The sequence below is a fragment of the Carnobacterium maltaromaticum DSM 20342 genome, assembly GCF_000744945.1.
Taxonomy (GTDB): Bacteria; Bacillota; Bacilli; order Lactobacillales; family Carnobacteriaceae; genus Carnobacterium; species Carnobacterium maltaromaticum.
In genome coordinates this window covers 1,317,613-1,340,711 of sequence record NZ_JQMX01000001.1, presented here as the reverse complement: position 1 = coordinate 1,340,711, position 23,099 = coordinate 1,317,613, and the positions used below count along the sequence as shown (strand labels likewise).

The window sequence follows — 23,099 nt, the reverse complement described above, 5'->3', positions numbered from 1 at the left end:
TGATGAGTATTAAATTAGTGATAGTAGATCACCGTTTGATTCATGGACAAGTTGGATTTACCTGGACAAAGTTTTTACAAACCAATTGTATCTTAATTGCTAGTGATACAATTATGCAGGATCCGTTGAAGATGACAGCGATGAAGATGGCTGTGCCAACTGGTGTTAAACTAGTTATGAAAAGCATTGATGATTCTATCGCAGCGTTAAATTCTGGTGTAACAGATAAGTATAGTTTATTGATTTTATGTGAGTCAATAGAAGACGTAGCCAAATTAGCCAGTCAAGTGCCGTTGATTAAGGAAATTAATTTAGGTGGCATGAAGGATGGTGCGGATAGAAAGCAAGTCTCAAAATCAGTTCACTTATCAGCAGATGATATCGAGTTGATTCAACAATTGTTAAAAACAGGTGTTGATCTAACCGTTCAGATGGTACCTGATGAGCAAGCTGTTGACATCAGAAAATTGATTTAAGGAGGAGAAATAAATGGAGATTACTGCTGGAAATATAATCTTGATATTTTTAATTGCATTTTTTGCATACATGCATAGCTTCTTTGGTTCAACTATGTGGAATCGACCGATTGTTGTTGGCCCTTTAGTGGGATTGGCGCTTGGTGATGTAGAGGCTGGTTTGAAATTAGGTGCTACCCTTGAACTCGTCTTTATGGGAGCCTTTCCAGTTGGTGCTAGCAATCCGCCAGATTTTGTTTCTGGAACGATTATTGCTACAGCATATGTTATTATGAGTGGTCAATCGATTTCAAGTGCCGTTTTACTGGCTGTGCCAATTGCCACATTGGTGCTTTTAATTGATAACTTGCAAATGACCTTTCTCTTAACTCATGCGAGCCACAAAGCTGATAAATATGCCCAAGAGGGGAATATAAAAGGCGTTGAACGAACGCAAATTATCTATTCAATCTTGAATAAAGTCATACTTGCTTTGGTGGTTGCCGTTGGATTTGCTCTTGGTGTACCAGCAATTGAGAAAATTTTATCTTTTGTTCCTGCATTTATTACCCATGGCCTTGATATTGCAGCAGGCATCATCCCAGCTATCGGGTTCGCCATGTTGGCTAAAATGATGTTAACCAAAAATATGGTGCCTTTTCTTTTACTAGGTTTTCTATTAACGGCTTATTTAAATGTAACCGTTGTAGGTGTGGCACTTTTCGGGATTGTAGCAGTGATGTTAGTGATGTCCGTTAGTAAAAATAAGACACAACAGGAGGATTTTGTCGATGACAACGAATTCTAAACCATTAAATGAAGTAGCAGAAGGATCTAAATTAACACGGAAAGATTTTTGGTCAGTGTTCTTTCGTTCGCTGACACTGGATGCCTCATGGAATTATGAGCGCATGCAGAACGTAGCATTTGCCTACACGATGGCGCCTATTATTAAGAGACTATATGAAACCAAGGAAGAGCGGGCCTTAGCTCTGCAGCGTCACCTAGAGTTTATGTCGATTACACCACATATTTCCACTTTGTTATTTGGTATCACGAGTGCTATGGAAGAGGAAAATGCCCGCAACAATGATTTTGATTCTTCCTCGATAAGTGCCGTTAAATCAAGTTTAATGGGACCGATTGCTGGAGTTGGTGATTCATTTTTCTGGGGAACCCTTAAAGTGATTGCTACAGGAATTGCCATCTCATTATCTAATCAGGGAAGTATCTTTGGTCCCATCGCCTTTTTGCTGATTATTAATGTGCCACACTTTGCGCTGAGATATATCTGTTTAGATAAAGGGATTAAGTTTGGTGCTAAGTTCTTTGGTGAATTAGGAAACAGTGGTTTAGTTCAATCTATTACTCAGTCAGCTTCGATTCTTGGGTTAATGGTAATCGGTGCGATGACGGCATCTAACGTTAAATTTGAGTTAATTATGAAAGTTGGTGGCGGAAAAATTGCTGAGTCATTACAAACCTATGTTGACCAAATTATGTTAGGCTTTTTCCCAGCAATGTTCTTTTTAATTATTTATTGGTTATTAGGGAAGAAAGTCAAAACAACGGTATTATTGTTAGGTGTTATTCTGTTTTCAATAGCAGTAGCATTAGTTGGATTAGCTTAAAAGAGGATTAAAGTCACTATCTATGACATTTGTCTTATTGATAAAAATTTATATCTAAGCAAAAAAGAAATAAAACAAGGTCTGTTTTATTTCTTTTTTGTTTTTAGTATCTGTAACATAAGCACTTTTTTACGTTATCAACTGCCTAGATTAATTAAACCTTTAAAAATGTAAGCAACTCCCGAAGTAACTCATTATCGTTATATTTATCAATAGCTGCGACAATATTTTGATTATTACGAGTTGTTTCTAAATCGCTAATATTGATATGATATTTTTCTTCCAAGGTCCCATCATTTATTCCTGAATATAAGAATGCCAGGCCTTTCCCAACTGAAACTAAAGATAAGCCTTTATTCAAGCTTTTTACATAAGAATTTACCTTTAAATTTAATCCATTTTTAATCCCTTGGCTAATGACAAAAGCAACAATAACCGGGGACTGCTGTCTTTCAAATAAGATAAAGGTTTCTTGACTTAAATCAGCAAAATTTAATTTTTTGATGACTTAATTTACTGGTATAATAAGGTAGAAGTGAGTTTATGTATCAGCGTTTTTCAGACCCAATAAAAATACAAACAAAGTGAGGGAATGCCACTATGGAATTTAAAAAATTTACAGAAAATGATTTGGTTAAATGTACAAAAACGTTTATTGAAATTTTTAATGACGAGCCATGGAATGATAAATGGACCGTTGAAAGAGCCGAACATTATCTATCTGATTACTATCATACACCTGGATTTACTGGGGTTTTAGCGCTAGAAGAGAATGAAATAGTTGGCTTTATTTATGGTGTGAGTAAAGTCTGGTGGGATGGAAATGAATTTTATATACATGAAATGGGTGTAAAGAGAAACTTTCAAAATAAAGGAATTGGTAAAGCCCTTTTGAATCATTTAATCAAGGAACTTGATAGTAGTGATATTAATAATTTTGCACTTCTAACGGATCGTGGAGTGCCTGCTGAAGAATTTTATAAAAGAAACGGTTTTAAAGAAATAGAGAGGCTTGTATTTTATAGTCGAGACCTCTAATTGTTAATTGCTCTCTTTACTGGTACAATAAGCCAATAGATAAGAAGCACAATACTTTTGTAGTATAGCTGTTCCAAGCAATAAAAAATAGAAGAAACTGTTCGAAATAATCTGAGAAATAAGAGGAGCAAAATAAAGACTATGAGAAATATAAAACTTACGATTGAATATGATGGAAAACGTTACTTAGGTTGGCAGAGACTGGGTGATTCTGATAATACGATTCAAGGGAAAATTGAAAATATTTTAAAACAAATGACCACTGAAAAAATTGAAATTATTGGTTCTGGTCGGACAGATGCAGGAACCCATGCGCGAGGACAAATTGCTAATTTTAAAACAGAATCAACGATGGAGTTGGCAAAAATGCTTGAGTTTATGAATCGCTATTTGCCTCGTGATATTATCATCAAAAAAGTCGAAGAAGTTCCTGAAAGATTCCATTCTAGATACAACGCGACTGGAAAAAAATATAGTTATTATATCTGGAATGATGCGATTCCTTCAGCATTTGAACGCCAGTATACTTTTCAATATGCAAAAAAATTAGATATTGATCGAATGAATAAAGCGTGCAGTCTATTAATTGGAAGCCACGACTTTATTGGTTTTTCTTCACTTAAAAAGTCGAAAAAATCAACGGTTCGAACAATTGAAGAGCTGTCTATCCAGAGAGAGGGTAAGAAAATTCATTTTACCTTTGTGGGAGATGGTTTCTTACACAATATGGTTAGAATCATCATGGGGACGCTTTTAGAAATTGGTGCAGGCACAATGATTGTGGACTCTATTGAAGAAGTTTTTGAAAGTAAAATTAGACAATATGCTGGGGAAACTGTACCTTCCCAAGGTCTTTTCCTAGATGAAGTTTACTACCGTTAAGATTGAACTGAATAAATCGAAAAGGAACCCATTCAATTTTGAATGAGTTCCTTTTTTGTTTAATAAAGTAGTCTTACCCAATAATTGTGAATGTTACTCTTTTTCTTTAGCCCATGAAATCATGAAAGATAATAAGAATAAACTAATGACTGTTCCTTCACGTACAACAATAGGCAATTGATAAAGCAAGGAAAGAAGCAATGAAAAAGATACGCAGAAGATATCGATGCTATAACGATAGAATTTGAAGCTGTGATTACTTCGGTTGGCAATTAAGACACAAAAATGTTCGATTGGAAATTTCAATAGATTTAAGAATAAAGCACGTCCGGTGCTATATCCACTAATTGTTGTTCCAACAATAAATAGGAGGACACGTAGAAAGTAATTAGAAATAGTGACAGATTTTAAAAAGGTATATAGAAAAAGATTAATTATAGTACCAAATAAGAGTAACGCCATAAGCATCAAGAAGTAAGGCTTAATCGCACGTTGATTGTCGAGAAACCAACAGAGTAGTAAAAAACAACAGTTAATGATTGTCGTAATAGTTCCAATTTTAATTGTTGTAACGTTTGCTAGAGCAACGTTGAGAGAATTGAAGCTACTGACTCCAATCATTGCTTTAATGGTTAGGCTAATTCCAAAAGCACTAAACATATAAAAAATAAGCGATTTAATTAATTTGTTTGTATTCATTCAAAGAACTCCTTTAGGATTTTCCTTAATTATATGGTAAAATCGATTTAGACTATATGAGATATCTCATAGTTTAAAGGGGTAATTTTATGATTAAAACTGCTTATCAAGTTTCAAGTAAAAAACAACTTTTGCAACAAATCAATTTTTTCTCAGAAGAAACCTTAAAAAATAGTTTTATTTTTGAATTTGGTATGAACGAATTTATTCAGCAAGAAGGGAATGAAATGCCTTTTATCTTTTATATTTTGCAAGGTAAAGCCAAAATTTTAAAGACAGAAGAAAATGGAAAACGTTTGATTATTCAGTTCATTGAACGAAATGATTTTATTGGTGAATTATCGCTAGTCAAAGCTGAAGAGCGAGGGAAAGACGTTGTTTCACTTGGTCAGACAATTTGTTTGGGAATTCCAATGTCTTATGCTCAGTCAGTTTTGTTGAATGATGTCCATTTTTTACAAAAAATCAGTCAATATATTGGACATAAATTATTGATTCGTATGGAGCATTTTGCAGCAAATCAATCCTTTGATTTGAAGTATCGGCTAGCAGAATTAATGCTTGCGGTTTCAGTAGATGATTTATACAAGGAAAAACACACAGAAATTTCCGAATATTTAGGGGTAAGCTACCGTCATTTATTGCATATATTTAGTCAATTCAAAGAATGGGGATTTATTGAAAAAAAAGGTCAAAACTATCAAATTCATCGAAAGAACTTAGAGCTATTTTTAAGGGAGAAACAGAGTTAATTCTTTTTTTTAGGAGAATATAAATAAAAAAAGGCGTTCCAGTTAAGGAAGCGCCTGTTGGATTAAAAAGTGTGTCCATGTATTAGTCATTATTTTCCTTTAAATAATCGACCAAGTTTCTTAAACAAACCATCTTCAATGATATCAATGCCCAATCCCCAATTGCTGTTGCGAATTTGATTATTTATCTTGATGTAGTCTTCTAACTCTTTACCAGAAAGAGTTAAATTACGATATGTTTGATAATTCAAGTAGCAAGAAACACCATGTTCAGAGACTTTTTTAGTTACACGATGTTGTAGGTATTTCGACTTAAAGTCACATTCTTGTCGTGTGAAAATTTCTTGTTGGTCAATAGACTGATCAACGGTCAAATGAATTTCCATCTTAACTGAGTTACGGTCGACCCATAATGGGAAATCTTTATGATGATGATTTTCTGCTTCATCATTTAAAAAATAATTTCGATCCCAATAATGTAAAAAGCGTTTATTGCCTTCTTTTAAATAGGGCTCAGAAATTGTCGCCTTATAAATGACTTTAAGTTCATTTAATTCTTTATTGTCTTCAATGATTTGAATCGAGGTATCACTAAAATGCTTATCAATTTCGTTTTGCTCATACTTATTGTACAAAACCATATTCGAATAAATAGATCCATTAAAACGCGAAATAATATCTTTATTTGCTTGGTTTTTAAACATTTCCCTCGTATTATTGGCAACTCCACCACGCATTGTTCCTTCTAAGGTGAAAGTAGCAACGTCTTCTTTCACATCGCAGTGAATAATTTCTTCAATAGCTGGCAATTGATCTTGAAAAGGTGCTTGCTTTTGCAAAGTCGTTCCAGCTTTAATTTCTAAATAATTCATAAAACTATCTTTGCGACGTTTTTCTAAAAATCCTTGATCATTTGCGACTGTAGCATCAACAAAATAAATGTGATTATCAATATAAATTTTCAAAATTGCATGATTAAAATTAAAGGGTGACGGAGTATAAATCGGTAAAAATATATCTCCATTGTAATTAACTAAGACGATTTCTGAATCAACACCTAAAGAGTCTAAAATCACCTTTAATAAGACTGTCTTAGCTTTGCAATCTCCTTGTTTCGTTTGATAGGTAACTTCAGCAGCTTGTGGCTCATGTCCATCCATTTCAGAGCTATTGTAAAGATAATAGATTTCTTTTTGAACAAAATCTATAGCATACTTAATTTTGGATTCTAAAGAAGGCAAAGCTTCTAAATCTTTAAGTAAATCAGCAGCAAAAGTTCCTATCTCTACTTGGTAAAATTGTTGATACAAGTTTGCTAAGGTATCAGTAATTTCTGGATAGTTTTTTTGCGTAGCAAAATCAATAAATGGTGCAATTTCTAAATCTTTTAGCTCTTTTCCAGTATACTGTTGTTCTTCAATGATAAATGAATCTTGATCTTCTAGAACAATTTTTTCTTTCTCTAAAATAGTGTCTGACTCATCTCGGAAATAACGATAATGACCTTCAATGGTTTGGCCTGTTTCGTTTTTTAATTCCCATTGATAATTGCTGTAAGCCCAATAAGGACCTGGATAGGTATAAAGATATCGGAAAAACTTGTTGCGGATGCTGTCACTAGCATAAGTACGCTCAATCGTTGTTTCAATTAAGAAGATATCATTTAAATGAAGATCTCGAATCAAAATAGTAACGCTTTTTTCATTATCAAAATTGCCGTAGTTTTCATCTCGAACATGATCTAGAACTTTGACATTAATGTCGTTTAATTTATCAATAACTTGTCCATTGCGTACAACAGCTAATGTATGAATAATAAGTACTTCATCTTCTCTTAAAATAAAATTAGTTTTAGCCGCTGAATTTAGTGTATTCGGATCGTTTAAGGTATAAGACATGGATGTATAACTCTCTAGTGAGTTTGGTTTTGCCGTTTCGACAATCCGACACCAGAAGCAGTAGTCTCGTTCTTGTGCTACTTGTGCATGATAAAAATCTGTTTTTTGAATGGATAACCAATTTTCAATATTTTCTTGCTTTGTTTCTGCAGAACGTAATGCAGGATTTAATCGATAATATTCTTTTCCCATTAGACAAACTCCCCAACTCTTTTTTATATCATTGTATCTTACTTTATAAAAGAATAAAAGATGCAAAATCACAAACGTTGCATAAATAGCGTTTTAATTCAGTTGAGTACTATGAGAAAAAAATATCAGTCTGCCAATAGGTTCGGTCTAAATGCTGAAAAGAATCTGTCAAAATGAGTCCGTTTTCACTATCTGTGAGTTTTATCCTTTATAATAAAGTGTAAATACAGCGATGAAGGAGTCCTCATAATGAAAATTGAACACATTGGTTTATGGACAAAAGATTTAGAAGGCATGCGTAAATTCTATGAAAATTATTTTAATGCCCAAGCGTCAGAATTATATCACAATACTAAAACAGGCTTTCATTCGTATTTTTTAACGTTCGAAAGTGGCGCCAGATTGGAAATTATGTATCGCCAAGACATTACTCATCGTATAGTTGGTGGAGAAATTCTTGGTTTTGCTCATTTAGCAATTGCACTTGGAAATAAAGAAAAAGTTGATGCGTTAACGAAACAACTTATCGAAGATGGATATGAGTGTTTAAGTCCAAGCCGGACAACTGGTGATGGCTATTATGAATCAGTCATTGCTGATCCAGAAGGAAATCGGATTGAAATTACAGCATAATGGAGGAAAAATAATGAATGTAAAAGCAATAGTTTTAGATATTGATGGAACACTTTTAAATGATGAAAAAAAGTTAACTGAAAAAACGAGAGAAGCGTTAATTAATGCACAACAACAGGGGATTAAAGTGGTATTAGCTTCAGGCAGACCAACACCTGGTATGTTGAAATATGTCGAAGAATTACAAATGGATCGTTATAATGGTTTGCTTGTATCTTATAATGGTGCCCATGTTTATGATGTTACGGCAGAAAAAGAATTATTTAGTCAACCGCTATCAGTCAACACTAGTCAGCATATTTTGGAACATTTGAAGCAATTTGATGTTTTACCTATGATTGCAAAAGATGAGTATATGTACGTAAATAATGTCTTTAATGGGATGTTAGATTTAGGTGAACCGATGGGAATCTTTAATATTATTGAGTATGAATCGCGAGGCGGTAACTTCCAGTTGTGTGAAAAAGAAGATTTAGCTGCTTTTGTTGATTTTCCCTTGCATAAAATTCTAGTAGCTGCCCAACCAGAATATCTAAATGAGCATTGGAAAAAAATTATCGCTCCATTTGAAGCAAAAGTCAGCGGTGTTTTTTCAGCTCCAATGTATTTTGAATTTACAGACAAAGGCATTGATAAAGCCAACGCATTAGATAAAACCTTAACTCCTTTAGGAATTGAAAGAGAACACATCATTTCATTTGGTGATGGGCACAATGACTTGTCCTTGATTGAATATGCTGGAATGGGTGTTGCGATGGGGAATGCAGTGGATGAATTAAAAAATAGTGCTGATAAAATTACGTTAACCAACAATGAAGATGGCATTGCCAAAGCCTTAGCAGAATTATTGTAAGGATAAAAAGATGAGATGAAATAAATCTCGTCTTTTTTTGCGCTTAAATGCTCAAAATCGTTTATACTAGAGTGAGACAATAAGGGAAAGGAATCGAAACTCAATGAATGTTCTTTTAAAATTAAAAAATTTAAAGCACTTGACGACAAGTGAAACAGTGCTAGTTAACTTTATTTTAGCCAGTCCTGAGAAAGTTATTTATTTTTCACCAAAAGAATTAGCAGAAGCTTCTTTTGTTTCTATTTCGACAATTTATCGTTTAATTAATAAACTAAAACTTGATGGTTTAAACGATTTAAAGCTTGAACTGGTTAAGTATTTAAATGCACATACCTCTGAAACGATCATTGACATTAATTATCCAATTTCGTCAGAAGATAACAATTATGCAGTTATGAAAAATTTACAAACGGTATACGATCAAACCGTCCAAGCAACGATTGCTACAAATGATTTAGAAAATTTGATGCGTACGAGTATTCTTTTGCAAGAAGCTGAGGTGATTGATGTTTATACCACATCAGCTAATCTTTATTTTGCTGAAAACTTTAAATTTCAAATGCAAGAAATCGGAAAAACGGTCCATGTACCAAAGGATAATTATACACAAAATTTAACGGCAGCCAATAGTACAAAGCAACATCTAGCAATTGTTGTATCATTTGAAGGGCGTGGCACGAATATCCCCCAACTATTTGCCATATTAAAGAAAAATAACTGCAAAATCTTACTGATTACTGCAGAGAATAGTCCACTACTCAGTGAAAAAGTCGATAGTCACTTTCTTTTTCCCTCTCTTGAAAGTCATTATCATAAAATTTCATCCTTTTCGACTAGAACGTCGTTAATGTATATATTTGATATCTTATACCTAAGCTATTTCAACAAAGACTATGATAAAAATATTGCGTATAAACTAGAAAATTATAAAAAAATGAATCCTGATTTGATTTAAAAATGAGAATGGTGGGACAGAGATGAAGCAGTTAATAGAGATACCAGTTAAATCGATTAAAGTTGAAATCGAAACGATTGAAAATGTCGATGTTTATATTAATGAACATCTTAAATGTTTATTTGTTTTAGCGGATCATCTTGAAGTTTTAAGGAATGGGAGGGTTGTCTTATTAGAAACTGGTGATATTTTTTTAGTAAATCCTGGGGAACTTGTTGGGATGGTTGGAAGTTCGAAAAATAAAATCTTAGTCCTAACCATGAAATTGTCAAAAAGTCAGAGAGAACTTGGAAACTTCAATCTAAATTATCCTCTTTCTTTAACCTATTATCAGGAATTATACGAAAAAATAACAAAAATTTTAGCTTCACTTTATATAGAAAGCACAAATAAAGAAACAGGTTACGACTATCTTATAGAAGGCTATATCCAAATTATTATTGGGCTATTAATCCGTCATCTACCTCGGGAATCAGTTGACAGTATCATCTCGCCAGAAGCTTCTCATATAACAGATAAAAATAAAAAAATCATCACCTACATTAATCAACAGTACCAAGAAAAAATTAGCCTGCAATCAATAGCTGACTTGTTTTTTATCAATAAATTTTATTTAGCCCATAGTTTCAAAGAACAAGTTGGTATCTCAGTAGGAAATTATTTAAAAGAAATTCGCCTTTCAAATGCTATCCGCATGCTTGATACGACTGAAGCAAGTATTACGGAGATTGCGCTAACCAATGGTTTTGCTAGTGCTCGCAGCTTTAGCAGTATCTTTAAAGAGCGGAATGGCGTTGTACCTGCGGATTTTCGTAAAAAGAAAGCGGCTCTTTTAACTGAAAAACCGCAAACTAGACAAACCGATAGCTATCAATTGTTGGCTCCGTATTTACCAGATGGCGAACTAACAGAAGTGAAGAAAATTGAACTTAAAAAAATGAGCCAATCCATTCTCATTGATTTATCTAGTCTAACTCATAAATTTCAGCCAAAAGAGTACATTTTAAAATCAGAATTAGTATATTTAACGAATCAATCAAAGCCAGTCATTAAAGCCCTAAAGGTTCGTTATGTGGCTGTCAAGGATATTATGCAGAAAATAGTTATCAAAAGAAACGGAAATAACTTGGAAATAGATTTTAAACAGTTAGATAGCGAACTTAGCACAATTATTAAATTAGGATTTATTCCATATTTACAATTTCAAGCAATGGATTTTGATGATTACTTGAAACAAAATAATGTCTACCAGGAAGAATTTCAAACTCTAATTCAACGTTTAAGTTATTATTTGCAAGGGAATTATCCGCAACTTAGTTCGTGGCGTGCTGAATTTAGATGTTATTATGAGTATGATTTGAAGGGAGAGCTTTGTGTTCCGTTGGTAGACTGTATTCGTAGCTTTGAAGAGCTTTGCGAAATTGTTATTCACTTTCCAAGACATCCTCAAAGAATGAATGCCCTGAATAAAAACACAGGACAATTGGTTGCCATTATTGATGATAATGCAGCTATTCAATATCTACCTTTAGAGGTAGCCGTTTCAGCCCTAGAAAAACCAGAATTTTTAGAAAATATTTCTGAATTGAAAAATAGCCAAGCGCAACAAACAATTTTACAACATATTGAAAAATTTGAACAAGACGATTATTTTCATAAAATGAGTGAGTTAGCGATTGCTAACTATACAATTTGGTATATGTTAAACCAAGTTCATCCCGGAAAAGACTATTATTTACCAATTTCATTAGATGCAACTAAACTGTTTACTTATTTCCCCAAAAATTTATCTGAAAAGATGGCTTTAATGCATCAAAATGGGTTAATTAAAGAAAGCTGGTATGCGTATCATTTTATCAGCTCCTTGTATAGTGAAGTCGTCTACCAGAATGAATTCTGTATTCTGACAAAATGCCGCAATAATTTTAGACTCCTTATTGCGTACCCTGAACAAGGAATTGGCAATTTTATGAATAAAACAATCTATGGATTTCCTTTTGAAAAACGTAATAAAAAGCGAGGACAAAATCCAATTCTTGAATTAAGTTTAGAATTACAGAATATTTCTGGAAGATACAAAGTTAGTCAACAAAAATTAACACCTCAGATTAAAAAGAAACAAGAAGAGTTATTCAATAAATCAAGTGACGTTAAATTGTCTTTTGAAGAAATAGCTTATTATAATGAGGTGAATCAACCCACTAGAGAGATTGTAATGGTTGATATAGAAGGATTTTACCACTTGGATATAGCTGTACCATTACTGGGAATTCAGTATATCGAGTTAGTAAAAGTAGAATGAATAGGCTAAATATTGTTTTTTTGTTTAAGGTTTAAAACAAAATAAAACAATATTTAGCTTTTTTTAAACAACAACATCAAGGTTAAATTGAAAGCGCTATTATATAATAGAGATGGAAAGGTTAGTAAAATATGTAGAATATAGTAAGTATTAGATCTTTTAAGAGAAGGTTAAATTGGAGGAGAAGGAATGAGAAATTGGTGGAGAAAACGTAGAGCAAGAAAAGCATTAATTAGTCAGCAAGTAAAAAAAGATAAAGAAGCAACGAAGGCTAAGAAAATAATTTGGCAAACGTTACCTGATGATGAAAAAAGAGCAGCTAAAGAGTCTATAAAACAACTTAAAAAATCAGAAAAACAAACTTATAAAGTTGAGCTTAAAAAGCTAGATAAAAAAGAACGGAGAGAACATAAAAAAGAGCATAAAATTTATCGTAAAATAAAAAATAGACCAAGAAGACTAATTGGTTGGTCATTAGTAGGTTTATTTATCCTCTTTATTGGAGTGAAATTCGGTCCAACAGTTACTTCGATGTACGCTGTTATGAGTGGTAGTAAGTTGCACATCAATACGGAGACATCTGCTGGTGAAAGGGCTCGTAATCATGGAAATAAAATCTCTGAAGAAGTAGCGAATGAAGGAATTGTATTATTAAAAAATGAGGACAAAAGCTTACCTTTAGAAGATAAAAAAATTAATGTTTTTGGTGTCTCTGCATTTAACTTCCGATATGGAGGTGGTGGATCAGGTGGGTCAGATACCTCTAATGCGGTTAATCTATTTGATGGTTTAAAAAATGCCGGCATAGAGTACAATTCAAAATTATACGATTTTTATCAAGAGCTTCCAGAGGTAGCGAAAGCGGAAGCTGGGAAAAATGAAAGTGGTTTACTTCAAGTAGCAAAATCAATGCTAGCACCATCAGATGATGATGAGTTAGCTATTTCATATTTAAAAGATAAAGTTGTGAAAGAATCAAAGGATTTTTCTGAAAATGCTTTGATTGTTCTGACTAGTTCAGGTGTTGAGAGCAGTGACATGTCGAAAGAAGAATTGGAATTAACAGCAAATAAGAAAGCATTAATCAAGAAAATATGCGAAAACTTTGAAAATGTTACAATTGTTGTAAATGCTGGAAATGCTTTGGAATTAGGGTACCTTGAAGAATTTCCACAAATAAAATCTGTTCTTTGGGTAGGAACACCTGGACCTTTTGGGACGAAGTCATTGGGAAATGTTTTAGCTGGCAATTTAAATCCATCGGGTCGGCTAACAGATACCTATGTGTATGACAATGATTCTGCACCAGCAACAGAAAATTTTGGTAATTATCAATATGATAATTTAGACCAAGCTTTTGTTAATTACCAAGAAAATATTTATATCGGTTACCGTTTCTATGAGACATATTATGAAGGTAATGAAGCGGGTTATAAAAAAGCTGTCCTTTATCCATATGGACATGGACTAAGTTATAGTACATTTGATTGGAAAGTTACAAAGAAAGATTTCTCAAAAGATAAGATGACGGTTAGTGTTGAAGTTACGAACGTTGGAGATGTCGCTGGTAAAGACGTAGTTCAACTCTATTATTCAGCCCCATATAGCAAGGGTGGACTAGAAAAATCAGCGATTGTATTAGGCGCTTATGGCAAGACTAAGCTATTGAAACCAGGTGAAAAAGAAACGCTAGAATTAAGTTATGCAACAAATGATATGGCTTCATATGATCAAATCAAAGAAGAAGCCTATGTACTTGATGCGGGAAATTACCAAATTAAATTAGCTCGAAATGTACATGATATTGCAGAAGTCTTTGACTATGAAATTGCTGAACAAAAAATAATCAAAGAAGATGCTGTCACTGGAACAGTCATTGAAAATAAATTTGAAAAAAGTTTAGGCGATTTGGATTATTTATCAAGAAGCGATTGGGAAGGTACGTATCCATCTGACAAAAAGATGAATCACAAAGCTCCTCAATTTGTATTGGATGAAGTAGCAAAAAAAACGACAGATTCTAAATTAACTATGCCGATATTTGGTGCAGATAATGGTATTCAATTAGCTGATTTAAAAGGCTTAGAGCATGATGATCCAAAATGGGAGAAGTTTTTAGATCAATTTACAGCAGAAGAATTAATTGACTACATGGCGAATGGAGCGTACCAAACGAATGAAATTAAGCGTTTAGGCGTCCCTAGTTCCGTATTACTAGATGGTCCAGCTGGCATTAATTCATTCTTTAAACCTGTCAAAGCTGCGGCCTTCCCAACAGAAATAGTCTTAGCTGCGACATGGAATAATGAATTAGCTTATGAAATGGGTGAGGCTGTTGGGAAAGAAGCTAAAGCCTATGGTGTTCACGGATGGTATGCACCAGCAGTTAATCTGCATCGCACATCAATGGGGGGACGTAATTTTGAGTATTTCTCCGAAGATCCGTTGCTTTCTGGTAAAATGGGTGCATCTGTTATCTCGGGAGCACAAAATCAAGGTATTATCGTTTTTATGAAGCATTTTGCAATGAATGATCAAGAAACAAATGCGCGTTCTGGCTTGTATGTCTGGGGCAATGAGCAATCTATTCGTGAACTTCATTTACGTCCCTTTGAAATTGCTGTTAAAGAAGGAAAAACATTAGGAACTATGTCCAGCTTCAGTTTGATTAATGGCAAATGGGCTGGTGGAAATTCAGAATTGTTAAATGATATTTTACGAGATGAATGGGGCTTTGAAGGTGTCGTGTCTAGTGATGCAGTCTTTGGTTTTATGCATGCAGATAAGGCTGTTGTTGCGGGTAATGATTTAATGCTAGATATTATGAGTATTCCAACAAATACAAAACGTCTAGAAAAAGCCTACAAAGCGGATCCATCGGGGACAGCTATTGGTTTAAGAACCAGTGCTCATAATACGATGTATGCACTGTTACAAACGTACTTATTTGATGAAAAATAGAAATTAATTGGAAAAGAAATGAAGGTGGATATAAAGTGAAGTATCAAAGTTTAATCGAGCAAATGACCCTTGAAGAAAAAGCGTCATTGATGTCTGGTGAAAATTTTTGGAATACAAAAGCGATTGAACGCTTAAATATTCCGTCGATTATGTTAACGGATGGGCCGCATGGCTTACGTAAACAAGGAGGGAAAGCAGATCATTTAGGATTAAACGCTAGTTTGCCAGCAACTTGTTATCCAACAGCAGCAACTTTAGCTAACAGTTGGGACCGAGAGTTGCTTAATGAAATTGGCCAATTTTTGGCAGCAGAATGTGTATCTGAAAATGTGAGTGTGATTTTAGGACCTGGTTTAAATCTTAAGCGTAACCCATTATGTGGACGTAATTTTGAATATTTTTCCGAAGATCCTTATTTAACAGGTGAACTAGCTAGCCAGCAAGTAAAAGGAATTCAAAGTCAGGGCGTTGCAGCTTCCCCAAAACATTTTGCCGTAAATAGCCAAGAGCATATGCGTATGACAATAGATGAAGTTGTAGATGAACGTTCACTAAGAGAACTTTATTTAGAGGGATTTAGACGAGTAGTCAAGCAAAGCAAACCTAAAACAATTATGTCCTCCTATAATAAAATCAATGGCATTTATGCAAATGAGCATCCACATCTTATGAATGATATCTTATATGGTGAGTGGCAATTTGATGGTGTTATGGTAACGGATTGGGGAGGAAACAATGATCGAGTAGCAGGTTTAAGAGCAGGAAATCAGTTAGAAATGCCATCAACCAATGGGATTACCGATCAGGAAATTGTTGTAGCTATTCAAACCGGTGAATTATCTGAAGCTATTTTAGACCAAGCTGTTAATCAACTATTAAAATTAGTTTTTGAAACGAGCTCAGTGACTGAAAAACCCGTTACCATTGATTATCAGAAACATCATGAAAAAGCTGTTGATGCTGCAAAACGATCGATGGTTCTCTTGAAGAATCAAAAAGAAATTTTACCCTTGAGAGCTAGTGAAAAAATCGCTTTAATCGGTGATTTTGCCAATAAACCTCGCTATCAAGGAGCTGGAAGTTCGTTGATTAACCCAACTCAAGTACCCAATTTTGTGGAAGTGTTGAAAGAAAGCCCTTTGTCAATACAAGGCTATGCTCAAGGTTATCAACGAATGGGGCAACGTGTAAAAACTAAGTTAGTTAATGAGGCTATAGAATTAGCCAAAAAAGTGGATAAAGTGTTATTATTTGTTGGCTTAGATGAAAGTCGGGAAGCGGAAGGCATTGACCGTCATGATTTAAAATTACCATTTAATCAACTACATTTGATTGAGGAAATAACCAAAGTTAATCCTAATGTGGTTATCGTTTTAGCAGGGGGTGGGGTCCTAGAACTGCCCTTTGAAGAGCGTGTGCAAGGTATTCTTCATAGTTATTTAGCTGGACAAGGAGTAGCCGAAGCTCTAAAAGAAATTTTATTAGGCACATACAATCCAAGTGGGAAATTAAGTGAAACGTACCCTTTAGCGTATGAGTCGGTACCATCAGCCACTTATTATCCAGGGAAAGAAGCCACTTCAGAACATCGTGAAGGATTATTTGTCGGATATCGTTATTTTGATACAGCAAATGTACCTGTTAAATATTCCTTTGGTTACGGACTTTCTTATACGAAATTTGCTTATTCTGATATCACTCGAGAGGATTTATCTGTGAGTTTTACTGTTAGCAATAGTGGAAAAGTAGCAGGAGAAGAAGTTGCACAACTTTATATTGAAAAGCAAGAATCCAAAATTATTCGCGCAAAACGAGAGCTAAAAGGATTTGAGAAAATCTATTTAGAACCTGGTCAATCCAAAGTAGTGACAATCCAATTAACAGAGCATGATTTTTCTTACTATAGCTTAGTCAATCAAGACTGGGCAATAGAAGCTGGCAACTATAACATTCAAATTGGAAGTTCGATAGAAGATATACGTTTAACGACTATGATAGAGCAAGTAGGAAAGAACGAGAGTGAGGAATATCAGTTAAAAAAATACCCAACTTATGCTCAAGCTAATGTTCAAAGAATTCCAGATGCAGAATTTTATCAGTTGTTAGGCTATCAACCACCAGCGTTGCTTTGGGACCCTAAAAAACCACTTGGGATGAATGATACAATTGCCCAAGCAAGAAATAAAAATTGGTTAGGTAAATCTAGCTACAACATAGTGATTTTTGTGAAAAATGTCTTGAAAATAGTCAAACAACCACTTTGGTCGAATAATGTTTATTTTGTTTTAAATATGCCTTTTAGACAAATGGAGCGATTTACAGGTGGGAAAATTAGTAAAAAAAATGTCCAGCGTTATTTACGCTGGGTGAATGGCAAAAATTAGTTTGAGTTCAGATTCCTAGTATGTTTAAGAAGTGATGCGCTTTATAAGGTATTGTTTCTTAAACATGCTTTTTAAAAATTAACACGTTCAGTTCTTTATAAAATCACTCGACGAGTGTACAATGAGTAAACGAGGAGATGGTTATGATGGGAGCAAATGCACTGACAGTAAAAGATGATTATATTCGTGTTCGAACGAATAAAGAATTGAAGAAAAAGGCTACTAAAATTGTAGAAAGCATGCAATTAGATATGAGTACAGTAATCAATATGACACTAGACCAAATTGTGAGACACAATGGTTTACCTTTTGATGTTACGAATGAAGATGAGGCGGAAATTCAATTTAAAAAATTACAGTTGGAAGTGGCTAAAGGCACGACAGCGGCTAAGGCTGGAAAAGTAAAGGATATTGATGAAGTAAGAGCCTTATTTACTAAATTAAATTTGGATTAAAGCATGGAAGCCTATGGATTACAGTTATCAGAGCTAGCTATACAGGATTTAGTGCAAATAGAAGACTATATAGCTAGATATTTATTACATAGAAGATAACGATCTAGTTATCACTATTTCCAGAATATTTCATCAAAAACAAGAGTATAACAAGTTATTTTGATGAGTGTCACTATCATAAAGTACATTAGATAAATAAAATAACCTCAAAGTAGGGATTGGTTATCCTTACTTTGAGGTTGTTTTTATACGATTAAAATTTAAAAACCATAAGCATCTTCTTGCTCTTGCCACATTTGTTGATAAGCTTTTGTCAAAACAATTGCGTCTTCAACTAACTTATCTAAGCGAAATAAGACATCGTCGTTTACAATTTCGTTCTGATTAAAATCAACCTCTTCAACAAAAACGTAATTGGGAACTAAATTCCCTTTCATATAATTGATAATGGGTTTTAATTGCGTTTCAGCAACAAGAAAATGTTTTGCTGAACCAGCAGTCATTGCCAAACCAATAATTTTTCCTTGAAAAGCATTTTGAGGCAATAAATCAAAGATATTCTTTAAGGTCCCAGGAATAGAGGCTTGAAACGTTGGAGAACCAATTAAAATAATATCAGCATCCATTATGCTTCTAGTAACAAATCCTGTATCTCCATCATAATCTAAAAAGTTGCGACCATCACTAAACTGAATAGTTAATTCTTTTAAATTTAAGAAAGTTAATTCTACATCAGAATAGTTCGTTTGAATCTTTTCTTCAATGGTTTTCATCATTGTTTGGGTTTTTGAGCCTACAGTTGAGCCAGATAATAAGACGATTTTCATTTAGTATTAGACTCCTTTGCCGTATATTTTTTAACAGCAGGCAAAATTTCATTTCCGATTAATTCAATATTTTTCATGATTTTATCAAAAGGAACCCCGCCGAAATCTAATTGAGCAACGTAACGTTGATGCCCAAACATCTCATGTTGATAAAGAATTTTTTCAATAATTTGTTGTGGTGATCCAACATTAATAATACTACGCTTATCGGTTGCCTGAGCGAAAGCTTGTTTAGGAAAACCTTGTCCATTACTTAATTGGATTCCTTCATTGACATGTGGATAGTATTCTTTCATAGCATCCTGAGAAGTTTCAGCAGCATAAAAGAGTCCGGCTGTAGCAATCGGTAGAGTTGTTTCATCATATCCGACTTCAGCAGCAGATTGACGATACGCATCAATTGTTTGCTTAAATACACTAGCAGGACCACCTAGATGGGCCATATACATTGGAACACCAGCACGTCCAGCTCGAATTGCACTTCCAGGAGAACCTCCTACAGCACGCCAAATTGGCAATTGTCCGCCATTTGGTCGAGGAATAATATGTGCATTAGTAAGAGGACGACGGAATTGACCTTCCCAATTAATGTACTCATTTTGATTGATTTTTAATAATAAATCAAATTTTTCCTCAAATAATTCTTCATAGTCTTGCAAGTCATACCCTAACAACTCGAATAAGCCGACTCGTGAAGCACGTCCAGCCACAAGTTCAACTCGACCGTCAGATAACAAATCAATCGTAGAAAAATTTTCAAATACGCGAACAGGATCAGATGTACTCATAATCGTTGCGCCACTTGAGACTTTGATTTTGGACGTTGCTTGAGCAATTGCTGATAAAACAACAGCATGGGCTTGTGTGACAAAATAGTCCTGATGACTTTCGCCGACAACAAAGGTATCTAGACCTGCTTGTTCAGATAGAATGGCCATTTCTCTAATATCCTTTAAACGCTGTCCAGCTGAAATTTGAGCACCTGTATGGGGATTCGCGATATGGTCTCCTAAAGTATATAAACCAAATTCAATCCCTTTGGTTGAATCAAACTGTGGTAAATAATTTAAATTCTTTTTCATTCATAACACTCCTTAATAAATAGTTTGTTGAGCCGTTTAGGCCTGGCAGAAAAATAGGAAATTCCAATAAAAGTGTCCTTTTACTTTTTTGGGAATTTATCTTTTTTCCGAAGGACTGGTTCAAAAGAACAGACCCGATAAAACTATATTTATTAGTTACTTACTAATAGTAACTTATTTTCAATAATGTTGCAACTATTTGACTTATCAGTAGACAAAGCAACTTTCTACTACAAATGATAAAAAAGTGGATGAAAATAGTTTCTTGATAAAATTTTTCTGAAGAGACTAAGGAATACATGTAAACCACGTATAAAAGGATTTGTTCTGATTTTTACATGAAAATATTTTCACATTTCTTTGAACGAAAAGAAAATACTTGAAAAAATTACCGTAATCGTTTTCTTTTTCGTTCATCCAGAGTATATTTAATAAGAACAAAGGCGAAAGGAGAATAGAAAATGAAGAAGATACATGTAGTAGCCCATACTCATTGGGACCGTGAATGGTATTTTAGTGACAATGAAGCATTTATTCAATTTTCATATCACATGGATGAGGTCATTTATGCATTAGAAAATGGCGAACTAGACTATTACTATTTAGATGGTCAACTTAGTATTTTAGATGATTACCTAAAAGTATATCCAAATCAAGAAACAAAAATTAAAGAGTTAGTTGAGGGGAATAAATTATTTATTGGTCCTTGGTATACACAAATGGATGAATTCGTTGTAGCGGGTGAGTCAGTTGTGAAAAATTTACAAATTGGAATTGATATGTCGAAACGCTTAGGTGGACATACTGCCTTAGGTTACTTACCGGATTCCTTTGGACAAGGGAAAGATATGCCGAAAATTTATAATGGATTTGGGATTGAAAATGCTGTTTTTTGGCGAGGTATGCCAAATGAAGTGACAAAAAGCCGGGAATTTTATTGGACAGCAGAAGATGGATCAAAAGTCCTGACAATCAATATTCGAAATGGTTACTATGCAGGAGTGGCCCTTGTTGAAGGTGAAATTTACCAAAAAAAAGCCATCTTAGATATCGTTTCCGAAGACAGCGCGACAACTAATATAACCTTACCAGTCGGTGGTGACCAGCGAGCAGTCGATCGAAACTTAAAAGCCATTATTGAAGAGGCGAATAAAGAATTCGCTGAAGAGTACCAAATAGAAGAAAGCAATTATCCACATATTTTTAATTTATTAAAAAAAGAAGCCACAGATTTACCAACAGTTCAAGGCGAGTTTATGAGCGGTAGCGTATCAAAAATTCATCGTTCTATCTACTCATCAAGATACGATTTGAAAAAAATCAATGAAACAATTGAAAATCGCTTAATTTTTCAATTAGAGCCACTAATGTTGATGGCAGACGACTTAGGAATTCCATTTAAACGTGAATTAATGGATTATACATGGAAATTAATCCTAAAAAATCATGCTCATGATAGCATCGGCGGCTGTAACACAGATAAAACCAATGAAATGATTATGGCCCGTTACAAAGAAGCCGACCAACTATCCTATTCAACCGTTGATTATCTCGTTAGAAAAATCGCAGAATCAATTGAAGGCATTCAAGAAAATGATTTAGTTCTTTTCAATACCTTACCATATAGAAGAACAGAGCCTTACACATTAGAAGTCAGCACGAAAAAAACAACCATTAAGCTTTTCGATGATCAGCGCCATGAGATTCCATTCCAGCTGATCTCAACCGAAAAAGTTTATGCTGGCGAAGTTAGACGTTCCGAAAGCGACTACGATGAAGCCAAATATTATTACATCCACAAAATCAGTTTTATAAATGAACTACCTGCACTTTCCTATCAGATTGTCTCAGTCGAAGAACAAGACGAATCTGCTACTCAGGAAAAGCCAGTTGCTTCAGAAGAAACCATGATTGAAAATGCGGCCTATAAAATTACATTTTCAAATGGTCAGTTTTCTATACTTGCTAAAGAACAAGGCATAACTTATAAAAATTGTTTACATGTCGAAGAATCAGGTGATGAAGGGGATACCTATGACTATTCACCTGCATATTTTGACAGCATTCATCACTTGTTTTTTGAGACAGCCGAGGTAGCTATTCAATCTGGAAAGTTCCTTTCAACAATGAGTGTGACAGGAAGTTGGTTTGTACCAAAAGATTTAGCAGCCAGAAAAGCTCAAAAAGTAGATACTGAAATCGAATATACGTTAACTTTATCTTTAAAAAATGACTCAAAACGTGTTGATATGAAATTAAGCGTAAACAATCAAGCGTTAGATCATCGCATGAGATTAGTAGTCAAAACACCAGTGAAAAGTCAGGTAAGTTATGCAGATACGTTATTTGGTATCGTTGAAAGAAATAATAACGATCCACACATTCATGATTGGAGAGAACTCGGTTGGAAAGAAGAGCCAACTGAAATTTATCCAATGATTCATTACGCTAATACTCATGATTTGGAAACAAGTTGGACAGTAATGAGTAAAGGGATTAAAGAATACCAAGTCATTGATAGTGATATGTATATTACCTTGTTTAGAGGTGTAGGATTCTTAGGACGCCCAGAATTATTAAGAAGACCCGGTGATGCTTCTGGTAACCAATTCCGTTACATCCCAACACCAGATAGTCAATTGCTAGGGACCTTGGAAATGGAGCTATCTTTAATAATTGCTACTGACTATAATCCGGCTAAAATTCAAAGAGAGTACCAAATGTATTCTGTTGATGCACCTTATTATCAAGTGCAGACACTAAATCGCTTTACTAATCCAATTCAGTATTTCCAAAGCAATAAAGTCGATCATTTAACCACATTAAAAAAATCGATTGATTTAAGTGAGTTGCCGTTAGTTTTCAGTGCAATTGAATTAAGTAGAGATGGGGAATGGATCAATATCCGACTATATAATCCATTACTAGAAGAAACTGTGAAAGCTGAGATAATTCCTTTAGCAACTCAAGCTCATGTTCGCTTTGTTAATTTAAATGGGGACTTAATCACGTCACTTGGACTAATAAATGAAATTCCATTAGGTGATTTCAAACCAGGACAAATTAAAACAATTTCAATAAAAAGATAGAGATAAGGAAG

At 34.1% G+C, this 23,099-nt stretch carries 19 protein-coding genes; 14 read left to right on the top strand and 5 right to left on the bottom strand.

What is annotated here, in order from left to right; all coding sequences use genetic code 11:
- Window positions 1–2: 2 nt before the first annotated feature.
- The 3 genes from BR77_RS06490 to BR77_RS06480 are packed head-to-tail and all read left to right on the top strand — an operon-like array spanning window position 3 to window position 2,086.
- On the top strand, window positions 3–476 hold the full coding sequence (locus BR77_RS06490; protein ID WP_035064359.1) for a PTS sugar transporter subunit IIB: 474 nt from the start codon (window positions 3–5) through the stop codon (window positions 474–476).
- A gap of 13 nt (window positions 477–489) precedes the next feature.
- The gene (locus BR77_RS06485; protein WP_035064356.1) at window positions 490–1,263 is read left to right on the top strand and encodes a PTS mannose/fructose/sorbose/N-acetylgalactosamine transporter subunit IIC; all 774 of its coding nucleotides are present in this window, start codon (window positions 490–492) and stop codon (window positions 1,261–1,263) included.
- Window positions 1,247–2,086, top strand: coding sequence for a PTS system mannose/fructose/sorbose family transporter subunit IID (locus BR77_RS06480; protein ID WP_010051124.1), 840 nt, complete (start codon window positions 1,247–1,249; stop codon window positions 2,084–2,086). Before BR77_RS06485 ends, BR77_RS06480 begins: the two co-directional genes overlap by 17 nt.
- Window positions 2,087–2,240: 154 nt before the next feature.
- Here the strand turns inward: BR77_RS06480 and BR77_RS19035 are convergent, their stop codons facing one another.
- Window positions 2,241–2,447, bottom strand: coding sequence for a hypothetical protein (locus tag BR77_RS19035; protein ID WP_015075844.1), 207 nt, complete (start codon window positions 2,445–2,447; stop codon window positions 2,241–2,243).
- Window positions 2,448–2,686: 239 nt separating this feature from the next.
- On the opposite strand from BR77_RS19035, the gene BR77_RS06470 reads away from it, so the two are divergent.
- Together BR77_RS06470 and truA are read left to right on the top strand one after the other, a co-directional pair.
- Complete coding sequence (locus BR77_RS06470; protein WP_015075845.1) at window positions 2,687–3,124, top strand: GNAT family N-acetyltransferase; 438 nt, start codon at window positions 2,687–2,689, stop codon at window positions 3,122–3,124.
- Between the two features lie 141 nt (window positions 3,125–3,265).
- A complete protein-coding gene (gene truA, locus BR77_RS06465; protein ID WP_010051131.1) occupies window positions 3,266–4,006 on the top strand; it encodes a tRNA pseudouridine(38-40) synthase TruA in 741 nt (246 codons plus the stop codon).
- A 93-nt stretch (window positions 4,007–4,099) separates the two neighbouring features.
- Here the strand turns inward: truA and BR77_RS06460 are convergent, their stop codons facing one another.
- On the bottom strand, window positions 4,100–4,705 hold the full coding sequence (locus tag BR77_RS06460; RefSeq protein WP_015075846.1) for a YczE/YyaS/YitT family protein: 606 nt from the start codon (window positions 4,703–4,705) through the stop codon (window positions 4,100–4,102).
- 89 nt (window positions 4,706–4,794) lie between these two features.
- Here BR77_RS06460 and yeiL point away from each other — a divergent pair, with 89 nt between their 5' ends.
- Window positions 4,795–5,457, top strand: a complete 663-nt coding sequence (gene yeiL / locus BR77_RS06455) for a transcriptional regulator YeiL (protein ID WP_015075847.1) — start codon at window positions 4,795–4,797, stop codon at window positions 5,455–5,457.
- Window positions 5,458–5,546: 89 nt separating this feature from the next.
- Here yeiL and BR77_RS06450 read toward each other — a convergent pair whose 3' ends face one another.
- Window positions 5,547–7,547: a transglutaminase-like domain-containing protein gene (locus BR77_RS06450; protein WP_015075848.1), complete on the bottom strand. Its 2,001-nt coding sequence runs from the start codon at window positions 7,545–7,547 to the stop codon at window positions 5,547–5,549.
- 249 nt (window positions 7,548–7,796) lie between these two features.
- On the opposite strand from BR77_RS06450, the gene BR77_RS06445 reads away from it, so the two are divergent.
- The 7 genes from BR77_RS06445 (at window position 7,797) to BR77_RS06415 (ending at window position 18,090) form a co-directional block, all read left to right on the top strand.
- Window positions 7,797–8,180 carry a VOC family protein gene (locus BR77_RS06445; protein WP_015075849.1) on the top strand — a complete coding sequence of 128 codons (384 nt, stop codon included), beginning with the start codon at window positions 7,797–7,799 and terminating at the stop codon, window positions 8,178–8,180.
- A gap of 13 nt (window positions 8,181–8,193) precedes the next feature.
- Complete coding sequence (locus tag BR77_RS06440; protein ID WP_015075850.1) at window positions 8,194–9,033, top strand: Cof-type HAD-IIB family hydrolase; 840 nt, start codon at window positions 8,194–8,196, stop codon at window positions 9,031–9,033.
- A 103-nt stretch (window positions 9,034–9,136) separates the two neighbouring features.
- Window positions 9,137–9,988 (top strand): MurR/RpiR family transcriptional regulator, encoded by an 852-nt coding sequence (locus tag BR77_RS06435; protein ID WP_015075851.1) that lies wholly within the window; start codon window positions 9,137–9,139, stop codon window positions 9,986–9,988.
- 22 nt (window positions 9,989–10,010) lie between these two features.
- Window positions 10,011–12,290, top strand: a complete 2,280-nt coding sequence (locus BR77_RS06430) for a helix-turn-helix transcriptional regulator (protein WP_015075852.1) — start codon at window positions 10,011–10,013, stop codon at window positions 12,288–12,290.
- 189 nt (window positions 12,291–12,479) lie between these two features.
- Window positions 12,480–15,251 (top strand): glycoside hydrolase family 3 protein, encoded by a 2,772-nt coding sequence (locus BR77_RS06425; RefSeq protein ID WP_015075853.1) that lies wholly within the window; start codon window positions 12,480–12,482, stop codon window positions 15,249–15,251.
- 35 nt (window positions 15,252–15,286) lie between these two features.
- The gene (locus BR77_RS06420) at window positions 15,287–17,635 is read left to right on the top strand and encodes a beta-glucosidase (protein WP_015075854.1); all 2,349 of its coding nucleotides are present in this window, start codon (window positions 15,287–15,289) and stop codon (window positions 17,633–17,635) included.
- Between the two features lie 146 nt (window positions 17,636–17,781).
- Window positions 17,782–18,090: a type II toxin-antitoxin system RelB/DinJ family antitoxin gene (locus BR77_RS06415; protein WP_119906412.1), complete on the top strand. Its 309-nt coding sequence runs from the start codon at window positions 17,782–17,784 to the stop codon at window positions 18,088–18,090.
- 260 nt (window positions 18,091–18,350) lie between these two features.
- Here the strand turns inward: BR77_RS06415 and BR77_RS06410 are convergent, their stop codons facing one another.
- Together BR77_RS06410 and BR77_RS06405 are read right to left on the bottom strand one after the other, a co-directional pair.
- Window positions 18,351–18,917 carry an NADPH-dependent FMN reductase gene (locus tag BR77_RS06410; RefSeq protein ID WP_015075856.1) on the bottom strand — a complete coding sequence of 189 codons (567 nt, stop codon included), beginning with the start codon at window positions 18,915–18,917 and terminating at the stop codon, window positions 18,351–18,353.
- The gene (locus tag BR77_RS06405) at window positions 18,914–19,999 is read right to left on the bottom strand and encodes an LLM class flavin-dependent oxidoreductase (protein WP_010051149.1); all 1,086 of its coding nucleotides are present in this window, start codon (window positions 19,997–19,999) and stop codon (window positions 18,914–18,916) included. The genes BR77_RS06410 and BR77_RS06405 overlap by 4 nt, the downstream gene beginning before the upstream one ends.
- A 461-nt stretch (window positions 20,000–20,460) precedes the next feature.
- Here BR77_RS06405 and BR77_RS06400 point away from each other — a divergent pair, with 461 nt between their 5' ends.
- Window positions 20,461–23,088 carry a glycoside hydrolase family 38 N-terminal domain-containing protein gene (locus tag BR77_RS06400; RefSeq protein ID WP_035064350.1) on the top strand — a complete coding sequence of 876 codons (2,628 nt, stop codon included), beginning with the start codon at window positions 20,461–20,463 and terminating at the stop codon, window positions 23,086–23,088.
- Window positions 23,089–23,099: the final 11 nt, after the last annotated feature.